The following is a 10602-nucleotide window of genomic DNA, read 5'->3' as shown; positions in this document are numbered from 1 at the left end:
GTTAGCCGTCCTGGGCCAAGGATGGCCCATGACGGCGGCCCACGGTCCAAAGCCGGAGTGAGGGCACACCGAGCCTAGGCGAGGTGCCGAGTGGTGGGGCAAGAGCGTTTTGCTTACTTTTGGGCTTTTCCAAAGTGAGCCGCTGTAAGAGCGGAACCATAGGTGGCCGTTACCGAAAAAACGGATATGTACCCAATCAATCACCCCACCATCTCCCGAACCCGATACCACAACATCCCCAACGCCAACAGCGGCGAACGCAACACCTTCCCCCCAGGAAACGTCATATGCGGCACCTGGCTGAAAATATCCAACCCCCGGCTCTGCCCAGCCTGAATCCCCTCAGCCAACAACCGCGCACACCAGTGAGTCACGTTCAACCCATGCCCCGAATACCCCTGGGCATAGAACACATTCGGATGCTGCTTCAGGCGCCCCACCTGGGGAAAGCGATTGGCGGTGATGCCGATCTTCCCCCCCCACTGAAACTCAATCGCCGTATCCATCAACTGCGGAAAAACCTTGAGCATCTTCGGCCGCATATATCCCGCGATATCCACCGGATCACGCCCCGAATAATGACAAGCCCCCCCAAACAACAACCGCCGATCCGCCGAAAGGCGGTAATAATCCAACCCCACTTTCTGATCACACAACGCCAGGTTCTGCGGAATCAACTGATCAGCCACCCCAACCGACAGCGGCTCGGTCGCAATGATGTAGCTCCCCGCTGGCAGCACCTTGCCGCTCAACTTCGGCTCCAGTTCCTCCAGATGCGCATTGCACGCCAGCACCAGGTTGCCGGCGCGCACGCTGCCAAACTCGCAACGCACCTGCACCGTGTCGCCATGGATCAACTCCAGCACCGGGCTGTCTTCAAAGATCCGCACCCCAAGGGATTCGGCCACACCCGCCTCCCCCAGCACCAGGTTCAACGGGTGCAGATGCCCGGAGCCCATGTCCACCAGGCCACCCGCATACAAGCCTGAGCCAACCACCTGCGCCATATCCTGCGATGCCACCAACCGCGTTTCAGGCGCATACCCCAAGGCAGCCAGGCTCTCCAGCTCCCCCTGAAACGCCGCAAACTGCGCCGGCGTATTCGCCAACTCGCAAAACCCCCAGCGCAAATCACAGTCAATCCCGTGCTCGCGAATCCGCTCCCCCACCAGCGCCACCGAATCGATCCCGGCCTGCTGCAGGTAACGCACACCCTCCTCCCCCACGTACCTGGCAAAGCCCGAGACGTCATGCCCAATCCCGCGAATCAGCTGCCCGCCATTGCGCCCGCTGGCGCCCCAGCCAATCCGCCGGGCCTCCAGCAAAATCACCGATAGCCCACGCTGGGCCAATTCGATGGCGGTATTGACCCCAGTGAACCCACCACCGATCACACACACATCGGCCGTCAGGTCAGCCCCCAGCGCTGGGCGCCGGGGCATGGTGTTGGCCGAAACCAGGTAATAGGAACGAGCGTGGTCGGAGGAGGAACGGTTCATTTGTTGGTCTTCACTTTGCTCCAGGACCGCGTCATCAAGCGCATGACGGCGGGCGTCGGGGTGGTGGAAATGTAGAGTTTGTCGAGCACTTCCTGGGACGGGTAGATCTCGGGGTTGTTCACCAACTCGGGGGCCATGAAGGCCTTGGCCGCCGGGTTCGGGTTGGCGTAGCCGACGCTGGCGCTGACCTTGGCGATCACTTCAGGGTCCAGCAAGTAGTTGATGAAGGCGTGGGCGGCTTTCGGGTTGGCGGCGTCCGCCGGGATGGCCAGCAGGTCGAACCACAGGTTGCTGCCTTCCTTGGGGATTGAGTAGGCGATGTTCACGCCGTTCTTGGCTTCCTTGGCGCGGTTGGCGGCCTGGAACACATCGCCGGAATAGCCGAAGGCGACACAGATATCACCGTTGGCCAGGTCCGAGATGTACTTGGAGGAATGGAAATAAGTGATGTACGGCCGCAGGGTCAGCAGCTTGGCCTCGGCCTGTTTGTAGTCTTCGGGATTCTCGCTGCGCGGGTCCTTGCCCATGTAGTTGAGGATCGCCGGGAACAGTTCATCCGCCGAGTCGAGGAACGCTACGCCGCACTCGTGGAGCTTCTTGATGTTCTCCGGTTCAAACAGCACGGCCCACGAATCGATATGGTCGATGCCCAACACCTGCTTGACCTTGTCCACGTTATAGCCGATGCCGTTGGTGCCCCACAGGTACGGCACCGAATGCTCGTTGCCCGGGTCGTTTTTCTCCAGCAGCTTGAGCAGCTTGGGGTCGAGGTTCTTGAAGTTGGGTAGCTGCGAACGGTCCAGCTTGAGGAACGCGCCGGCCTTTACCTGGCGCGCCAGGAAGTGGTTGGACGGCACCACCACGTCGTAGCCGGTACGGCCGGCAAGCAGCTTGCCCTCCAGGGTTTCATTGGAGTCGAACACGTCGTAGATCACCTTGATCCCGGTCTTGGCCTGGAAGTCGGCCAAGGTGGTCTCACCGATGTAGTCGGTCCAGTTGTACACACTGACCGTCTGCGCGGCGTGGCCCGCGCTGCTGAACAACGCCGCCAAGGCCAGCGGGAGAAGCTTTTTCACCAGACGCATATCGACACCCCTTTGCTTGATTGATTTTTATGTATTCATCCAGCCATTCTGCCCGTAGCAGCTGTCGAGCCTTGGCGAGGCTGCGTAGCGATGTATCAGACACACTTGCGGCGGGCCCGACGCAGCCTCGCTAAGGCTCGACGGCTGCTACGGACGAGTCGTCAGACGCTCAGCAGCAGGAACTCACGTTCCCAGGAGCTGATCACCCGCTTGAAATTCTCGTGTTCGGCACGCTTGACCGCGACGTAGCCGCGCACAAACTTGTCTCCCAGGTACTGCTTGACGGTGTCGCACTCTTCCATGCGCGCCAGGGCGTCTTCGATGGTGATCGGCAGCCTCAGGTTGCGGCGCTCGTAGGCGCGGCCTTCCACCGGGGCACTGGGCTCGACCTTTTCGATCATGCCGAGGTAGCCGCACAACAGGCTGGCAGCGATGGCCAGGTACGGGTTGGCGTCGGCGCCCGGCAGGCGGTTTTCCACGCGCATGGCGTCGGGGCTGGAGCTCGGTACACGCAGGCCGACGGTGCGGTTTTCTTCGCCCCACTCGACGTTGACCGGTGCCGAGGTGTCCGGCAGGAAGCGGCGGAACGAGTTGACGTTAGGCGCAAACATCGGCAGCAGCTTGGGGATGTACTTCTGCAGGCCGCCGATGTGGTTGAGGAACAGTTGGCTCTTGTTGCCGTGCTCATCGACAAACACCTGCTTGCCGGTGGCGATCTCCACCACGCTCTGGTGCAGGTGCATGGCGCTGCCGGGCTCGTCGGCCACCGGTTTGGCCATGAAGGTGGCCGCCACGTTGTGCTTGAGTGCAGCCTCGCGCAGAGTGCGTTTGAACACGGTGATCTGGTCGGCCAGGTCCAGGGCGTCGCCGTGGCGGAAGTTGATTTCCATCTGCGCCGGGCCGTCTTCATGGATCAGCGTGTCGAGGTCCAGGCCCTGGGCTTCGCACCAGTCGTAGACGTCTTCGAACAGCGGGTCGAACTCGTTGGCAGCGTCGATGGAGAACGACTGGCGGCCACTTTCGGCGCGACCGGAACGGCCCAGTGGGGTCTTCAGCGGCAGGTCCGGGTCTTCGCAGCGCTGGGTCAGGTAGAACTCCATCTCCGGCGCGACAATCGGCTGCCAGCCCTGGTCGGTATAGAGTTGCAGGACCTTTTTCAGCACGTTGCGCGGCGACAGTTCGATGGGGTTGCCCTGCTTGTCGAAGGTGTCGTGGATCACGATGGCGGTGGGCTCGATGGCCCATGGCACCACGTAGGTGGCGTTGGACACCGGGCGGCAGATCATGTCGATGTCGGCCGGGTCCAGCAGGTCGTAGTAGATATCGTCGTCGACAAAGTCCCCGGTTACCGTTTGCAGCAACACACTTTCCGGCAGGCGCATGCCTCGCTCATGCAGGAACTTGTTGGTGGGCGAAATCTTGCCGCGTGCGATGCCAGTCAAATCACTGATCACGCATTCGACTTCGGTAATCTTGTGTTCTTTCAGCCAGGCGGACAGCTGATCGAAGGGGGCGTTCATAAGGACCTCGTCATGGGTTGGATGCTGCGCCGCGGGCTTCCCTCGCGGCGCATTGAGGTCTATCTTGGGCCAGCCGTCCAACGGCATCTATCCACTTTGCGCCAACCACAACGCACCAATAGAGTGCGCCCAGGTTACCCATGACACAGGCAACAGCTTTGCGCGTACAGGCCTTCACCACCGGTGATGTGGCCGCTCAATGCAGTGCGACACCCGGTTGGGTGCAGCAGTACCAGCAGATGTCCCCAGGGCATTTCGCCGGGCAGATCCGCTACCTCGACCTGCAAGGTGTCGAGGTGTACGAAGAGCGGATGAACACCCGGGTGGAGCAGAACTTCAACGCGCCGCCGGGTTCCCTGGCGTTCTGTTTCGATGGCAGCGACAACGCGCTGTACGTGCTCAATGGCGAAAGCCGCAACACCTGGATCACCCCGGAAAACTACCGCGAAGTGGCAGTGGTGTTCGGGCCGCAGTTTGTCCAGCGCCATGGTCTGGATGTGGCGAAGCTGGAGGGGTTGTTCATGGCCCCGCTCAACTCCCTGCAAAACCCGTTGTTCAGCCGCTGGCTCAGCGGCACGCTGACGCGGCTGTCGGCGACGCTTGACCCGCCGAGTCGTGATGCGCTGACTCAGCAGTTACTGGACGACTGCCTGTTCATCCTCGACAACGCCTGCGTGTGCCTCGACAAGGGCTCATTGCAGCGACGCACCGAGGAGCGAATCATCATGGCGCGCATTGGCGAATGGGCGGCGGATGTGCCGGATGAAACCGTCAACCTGCTGCAACTGGCGCGCATTGCCGGGGTGCCGTTGCGCCAGTTGCAGCACGGGTTCAAGACGTATACCGGGATGAGCCCGGCGCAGTGGTTGCGGTTGCGCCGGTTGAACAGTGCACGGCGGGAGTTGTTGAACCCGCCGTCAGTGGACACCACCGTGGCGGAGGTGGCGATGAATTGGTCGTTCTGGCATTTGGGGCGGTTTTCCAACAGCTATCGGGCGTTGTTTCAGGAGTTGCCCAGCGAGACCCTGAAGCGCCAGAGGTAAATGTAGGAGCGGGCTTGTATGGGAGCGGGCTTGCTCGCGAATGCGGTGGGTCAGTCAATAAATCTGGCACTGATACACCGCCTTCGCGAGCAAGCCCGCTCCCACATTTGAAGATCGTTCCCACGCGGAGCGTGGGAACGATCAGGTCCGAAGAAACGCCAGCATCAACTGATTCACCCGCTCCGCCGCCTCCAGCTGCACCATATGCCCCTGCCCCGGCAGTATCTCCACCTGAGCGTCCAACCCATGGGCATGGCTCGCCGGGATGATTGCGTCCTCACTGCCCCAGATCACCAGGCTCGGCTGCTGCCCCACCACACTGCGCAAATCCACCAACTGCCGACCACCGCTGAACAACGCCCCGGTGATCTGCCGCAACGCCTGCTCCACACCCTCCAGGCGCTTGAACTTGAGCATGTCTTCCAGCATCTGCCGGGTCACCAGCGCCGGGTCGCTGAACAGTTGCACCAGTTGCGGCTTGAGTGCATTGCGATTGCTCGCGTCGATAAAACCTTGCAGGTAGTCACTGTTGATCTGCGTACCCAATCCAGCGCTGGCGATCAGGGTCAACGACGCCACACGCTGCGGTGCCACCCGCGCGAGGTTCAGGGAAACCAGCCCGCCCATGGAATGCCCGGCGAGGTGTACCCGGTCAACCTTCAGATAATCCAGCAGTGCCAATACCGCCTGGCTCAGCTCCTCAAGCTCGCCCGTTTGCAGGTACTTGCCCGACTCGCCATGCCCCGGCAAATCCAGGGCGATCACCCGCCGCTCAGCCGCGAGCACCGGGTGATTGAACAGCCAGTTATTCAGGTCGCCACCAAAACCGTGCACCAGCACCAGCGGTGTGCCGCCCTCCCCGAGGTCCAGATAGCGCAGCAGGCGCCCGCCCACCTCGACCTTCTGTGCCGATGGCCCGCTGGCTTCAGCCTCGGCGGCACTGGAAACGAACCCCGCCTGGAACGCCTCGATCACCCCATCAATCTCGGCCTCGCTGGCCTCGCCTTCCACCACGATTGCCAGCAATGCCCCCACGGGCAAGGTCTCATCGCTCTGGGCCAACACCCGCCGCAGCACCCCGCTGAAGGGTGCCTCGACACTGCTGGAAATCTTGTCGGTCTCGACATCCAGCACCTCTTCACCCTTCTCCACCCGGTCGCCCGGCTGCTTGAGCCAGACATCAACCCGGCCCTCGGTCATCGACAGCCCCCACTTGGGCATGGTCAGTGTATGGATCATGCGGCATTCCTCTTGTCGGCAATCTTCAGCACCGCAGCTTCGATCTTCGCCGCGTTGGGGATGTACAGCTCCTCCAGGGCATCGGAGAACGGCACCGGCGTGTGAGGCGCGGTGACCATTTCGATCGGCGCGCGCAGGAAGCCGAACGCCCGTTGCGCCACCAATGCACTGATGTCCGTGGCAATCGAGCAGCGTGGGTTGGACTCGTCGATCACCACCAGGCGCCCGGTTTTCTCCACGCTTTCAAGGATGCTGTCTTCGTCCAGCGGGCTGGTGGTGCGCAGGTCCAACACTTCGCAGTCGATACCCTGGCGCGCCAGATTGGCGGCGGCTTCCAGGGCCATGTGCACCATGCGCCCGTAGGTCACCAGGGTTACATCGTTGCCTTCACGCACGTAGTTGGCTTCGCCGAACGGCACGGTGTACAGCTCTTCCGGCACTTCGCCCTGGAGGCTGTAGAGCATTTTGTGTTCGAGGAAAATCACCGGGTCGTTGTCGCGGATCGCCTGGATCAGCATGCCCTTGGCGTCATAGGGCGTGGCCGGGCACACCACCTTGAGCCCGGGAATATGCGTCCACATCGAGGTGAGCATCTGCGAATGCTGGGCCGCCGCACGCAGGCCGGCGCCGTACATGGCGCGCACCACCAGCGGCGTGGTGGTCTTGCCACCGAACATATAGCGAAACTTCGCCGCCTGGTTGAGCAACTGGTCGAGGCAGCAGCCGATAAAGTCGACGAACATCAACTCGCACACCGGGCGCATGCCACGGGTGGCTGCACCGACGGCCATGCCCACATAACCGACCTCGGAAAGTGGCGCGTCGAGCACGCGGTCGGGGAACTCCGGATACAGCCCCTTGGTGACGCCGAGCACGCCACCCCAGGCGTCCTGTTCACCGGGCGAACCGGTGCCGCCGGACACGTCCTGGCCGATGATGAACACGCTCTGGTCGCGGCGCATCTCTTGGGCCAGGGCTTCGTTGATTGCCTGCTGATAGCTGATTTTTCTAGCCATGATGACTTCTCCACGGATTGTTTTTGTAGTGGGTGACGGTTAGCGGTAGGCGACGTAGACATCGCTCAGCAGGTCGGCGGCCTGGGGTTTGGGATCGGACTTGGCCAGGCGCACGGCGTCTTCGATCAGCTGCGCGACTTCGGTGTCGATGCGTTCGAACTGAGCCGCGTCGAGCCAGCCTTCGGCGGTGCAGCGCTGGCGAAACAGGCTCAGGCAGTCGCCGGTTTCCCGCAGGTTTTTCACTTCGTCCGGGCCGCGATAGGTTTGCGCATCGCCTTCGAAGTGGCCGTAGAAACGGCTCAGTTTGACCTCCACCAGCGTCGGCCCTTTACCGCTGCGGGCACGCTCTACCGCAACGCCGAGGGCGGCGTGCACGGCAAAAAAGTCGTTGCCGTCGACAATCACCCCCGGCATGCCAAAACCCACGGCGCGCTCGGCAATGTCCTTGCAGGCCACCGACCAGCCGGACCCGGTGGCTTCGGCATAACCGTTGTTCTCGGCCACGAACAGGCACGGCAGGTTCATGATCGAGGCCAGGTTCATCGCTTCGAACACCGCGCCCTCGTTGGAGCCGCCGTCGCCGAAAAACGCGACCGCCACACCCGCGCTGCCCTTGAGCTTGGCCGCCAGCGCCGCACCGGCTGCCAGCGGCGCCCCGGCACCCACAATGCCGTTGGCGCCGAGCATGCCCTTCTCCTGGTCGGCAATGTGCATCGAGCCGCCCTTGCCGCCGCACACCCCGGTTTTCTTGCCGTAGATCTCGGCCATCATGCCGAACACGTCCACACCCTTGGCGATGCAATGGCCGTGGCCACGGTGGTTGGACGCGATGCAATCTTCATCGTTGAGGTGGGCCATGACCCCGGCGGCGCTGGCCTCCTGGCCGGCATACAAATGCACGAAACCGGGAATCTCGCCGGTGGCGAATTCCACATGCAGGCGTTCTTCGAAATCACGGATGGTGCGCATCACGGTGTAGGCATGAAGCAATTGATCGGTGGACAGGTGAGTGGACATCTTGTTGTTCTCCAGGTTGTCTCGACACACAAAAGGCTGGATCAGGCCAGCTGCAAGGCACTCAGCACGGCCTGTGCCAATCCGCTGGAAAACCTGGGAAAGCCTTGATCCAGAGCAGCTGCCGGAAGACCCGGGTATGCCACTGTGGCCCGTTCAATGAGACGCGCCGTTGCAACCTGCCCGCAGCGTCTCAGGCGGGATGAGACGTTGCGTCTCACCTCGGGCAGTTGGTCAGGCCGCCCTTGTCCCGCCCGGCCCATGGGCGCTTAATGGCGGGCATAACAACAAGGATCGAGAACCGGAGGCTTCAATGCTCGCCGTGAACTCCAAGGACCATGTCGACTGCGTCAGCCGCGTGGTTCGCAACGCCGACCGCCTGCCCCAGGCTCCGGTGCCGTCGCTGATTTTTGATTCCTGGCGCCGCTCCATGGAGCAGCACCACCTCGACCCCGGTTCCCTGCAAGGGCCGCGCATCCTCACCAGCACCCTGCTCAAGGAATGCCGCGAACGCGCCGAGCTGTTCATGCGCATCGCCAGCGAGGAAGTCGGGCAGATTCACAACCGGGTGCGCCACGCCGATTACTGCGTGATGCTTACCGACGCCCAGGGCCAGACTATCGACCATCGTGTGGACGCCGGCATTCGCAACGACTGCCGCAAGGCCGGCCTGTACCTGGGCACCTGCTGGTCGGAAGCCGAGGAAGGCACCTGCGGCGTGGCCACGGTGCTGACCAGCAAGGCCGCGGTCACCGTGCACAAGCGCGACCACTTTCGTGCGGCGTTTATCGGCCTGACCTGCTCTGCCGCCCCCATCTTTGATCCCCAGGGCAACCTGCTGGGCGTGATGGACGCCTCCGCCCTCAAATCGCCGGATGACCGGCGCAGCCAGCACCTGGTGCGGCAGATGGTGGCGCAAAGCGCGCGGGCCATCGAGAACGCGTTTTTCATGCACAGCGCCCGGCAACATTGGGTGTTGCAGGCCCACAGCACGCCCGGTTACGTCGACAGCCAGCCGGACATGCTGCTGGCGTGGGACCAGGATGGGCGGCTGCAAGCCTTGAACAGCAAGGCGCGGCAGGCCCTGAGATTGCGCTTCGGGCAGTTGCCGGAGCATATCGGCGAAGTGTTTGACCTGGACGCGTTGCGCGCCGTCACCGATCAATCGACGCAGCAGTTGCATTGGCTCGGCGAGCCGGGGGCGTTGCAGGTACGGGTCAGCGCGCCGCGGCGTAAGGCTGCACGTGCGACGGTGTCTTCGAGTCATCAGGTAGACCCGCGAGTAGAAGAACATCTGCGCCTGGCCGTGCGGGTCAAGGATCGCAACCTGCCGGTGCTGGTCCAGGGCGAAACCGGCGCCGGCAAGGAAGTGTTTGCCCGCCAGTTGCATGAACGCAGCGCCCGTCGCGACGGCCCCTTTGTGGCGGTGAACTGCGCGGCGATCCCGGAAAACCTGATCGAGAGCGAACTGTTCGGCTACGTGGCCGGGGCATTTACCGGTGCCTCCAGCAAGGGCATGACCGGGCTGCTGTTGCAGGCCGATGGCGGCACGTTGTTTCTCGACGAGATCGGCGACATGCCGCTGGCGTTGCAGACGCGACTGCTGCGGGTAATGGCCGAAGGTGAAGTGGCGCCGCTGGGCGGGGCAAAAACCCGGGCGGTGGATATCCAGGTGATCTGCGCCAGCCATCGGGACTTGGCGGCGCTGGTGAGTGCTGGAAGCTTTCGCGAGGATTTGTATTTCCGGTTGGGCTGTGCGCGGTTCTGTGTGCCGCCATTGCGCGAGCGCATGGACAAACTGGCATTGATCAATCGGCTTCTGGAGCAGGAGGCGCGGCACAGCGGTGTTGCGGTCGGGATCGCGGCAGCGGCGCTGGAGTCGCTGCTGGGTTATGCCTGGCCGGGGAATGTGCGGCAACTGCGGCATGTATTGGCATACGCCTGTGCGGTGTGCGACGGCGGGACAATTCAACTGGCGGATTTGCCGGTGGAAGTTCGTGGTGACGCGGTTGCGGTGGAAACATCGGAAAGCGTGAGTCCTGAGCGGCAGTTGGTGCTGGACGCACTGATTCGGCATCGATGGAAGCCGCTGGCGGCGGCGCAGGCGTTGGGGATTTCCAGGGCGACCTTGTATCGGCGGGTTAACCAGCTGGGTATCGACATGCCCGGTAAGCACTGACCCAACA

At 62.6% G+C, this 10602-nt stretch carries 8 protein-coding genes; 2 read left to right on the top strand and 6 right to left on the bottom strand.

All coding sequences use genetic code 11. The annotated features are described in order from the left end of the window. Positions 1–200 precede the first annotated feature (200 nt). The 3 genes from HX873_RS26130 to HX873_RS26120 form a co-directional block, all read right to left on the bottom strand. Positions 201–1499: an FAD-binding oxidoreductase gene (locus HX873_RS26130; protein WP_177123414.1), complete on the bottom strand. Its 1299-nt coding sequence runs from the start codon at positions 1497–1499 to the stop codon at positions 201–203. Next, positions 1496–2584, bottom strand: coding sequence for a polyamine ABC transporter substrate-binding protein (locus tag HX873_RS26125; RefSeq protein ID WP_003219153.1), 1089 nt, complete (start codon positions 2582–2584; stop codon positions 1496–1498). Before HX873_RS26125 ends, HX873_RS26130 begins: the two co-directional genes overlap by 4 nt. A gap of 161 nt (positions 2585–2745) precedes the next feature. Then, the gene (locus HX873_RS26120; RefSeq protein WP_003219154.1) at positions 2746–4104 is read right to left on the bottom strand and encodes a glutamine synthetase family protein; all 1359 of its coding nucleotides are present in this window, start codon (positions 4102–4104) and stop codon (positions 2746–2748) included. Between the two features lie 140 nt (positions 4105–4244). Here HX873_RS26120 and HX873_RS26115 point away from each other — a divergent pair, with 140 nt between their 5' ends. Beyond that, entirely contained in the window at positions 4245–5147 is a 903-nt protein-coding gene (locus HX873_RS26115) for a helix-turn-helix domain-containing protein (RefSeq protein WP_102368651.1), read from the top strand. Positions 5148–5288: 141 nt separating this feature from the next. Here the strand turns inward: HX873_RS26115 and HX873_RS26110 are convergent, their stop codons facing one another. From HX873_RS26110 to HX873_RS26100, 3 genes are read right to left on the bottom strand one after another with little or no spacing between them, the layout of a single operon-like run. Beyond that, the gene (locus tag HX873_RS26110) at positions 5289–6386 is read right to left on the bottom strand and encodes an acetoin dehydrogenase dihydrolipoyllysine-residue acetyltransferase subunit (protein ID WP_177068183.1); all 1098 of its coding nucleotides are present in this window, start codon (positions 6384–6386) and stop codon (positions 5289–5291) included. Further along, positions 6383–7402, bottom strand: coding sequence for an alpha-ketoacid dehydrogenase subunit beta (locus HX873_RS26105; protein WP_177123413.1), 1020 nt, complete (start codon positions 7400–7402; stop codon positions 6383–6385). The genes HX873_RS26110 and HX873_RS26105 overlap by 4 nt, the downstream gene beginning before the upstream one ends. A 39-nt stretch (positions 7403–7441) precedes the next feature. Beyond that, positions 7442–8419 (bottom strand): thiamine pyrophosphate-dependent dehydrogenase E1 component subunit alpha, encoded by a 978-nt coding sequence (locus HX873_RS26100; protein ID WP_003219159.1) that lies wholly within the window; start codon positions 8417–8419, stop codon positions 7442–7444. A 310-nt stretch (positions 8420–8729) separates the two neighbouring features. On the opposite strand from HX873_RS26100, the gene HX873_RS26095 reads away from it, so the two are divergent. Then, on the top strand, positions 8730–10595 hold the full coding sequence (locus HX873_RS26095; RefSeq protein WP_003219161.1) for a sigma-54-dependent Fis family transcriptional regulator: 1866 nt from the start codon (positions 8730–8732) through the stop codon (positions 10593–10595). The last annotated feature ends 7 nt before the right edge of the window (positions 10596–10602 follow it).

This window comes from Pseudomonas sp. P7758, from assembly GCF_013386485.1.
Classification (GTDB): Bacteria; Pseudomonadota; Gammaproteobacteria; order Pseudomonadales; family Pseudomonadaceae; genus Aquipseudomonas.
This window is presented reverse-complemented; position numbering and strand designations above follow the sequence as displayed.

Excerpts from the sequence above, each read along its gene's own strand:
- HX873_RS26100 (WP_003219159.1), bottom strand. The coding sequence starts at position 8,419 with ATGTCCACTCACCTGTCCACCGATCAATTGCTTCATGCCTACACCGTG.
- HX873_RS26130 (WP_177123414.1), bottom strand. The coding sequence starts at position 1,499 with ATGAACCGTTCCTCCTCCGACCACGCTCGTTCCTATTACCTGGTTTCG.
- HX873_RS26105 (WP_177123413.1), bottom strand. The coding sequence starts at position 7,402 with ATGGCTAGAAAAATCAGCTATCAGCAGGCAATCAACGAAGCCCTGGCC.
- HX873_RS26120 (WP_003219154.1), bottom strand. The coding sequence starts at position 4,104 with ATGAACGCCCCCTTCGATCAGCTGTCCGCCTGGCTGAAAGAACACAAG.
- HX873_RS26110 (WP_177068183.1), bottom strand. The coding sequence starts at position 6,386 with ATGATCCATACACTGACCATGCCCAAGTGGGGGCTGTCGATGACCGAG.
- HX873_RS26095 (WP_003219161.1), top strand. The coding sequence starts at position 8,730 with ATGCTCGCCGTGAACTCCAAGGACCATGTCGACTGCGTCAGCCGCGTG.
- HX873_RS26125 (WP_003219153.1), bottom strand. The coding sequence starts at position 2,584 with ATGCGTCTGGTGAAAAAGCTTCTCCCGCTGGCCTTGGCGGCGTTGTTC.
- HX873_RS26115 (WP_102368651.1), top strand. The coding sequence starts at position 4,245 with ATGACACAGGCAACAGCTTTGCGCGTACAGGCCTTCACCACCGGTGAT.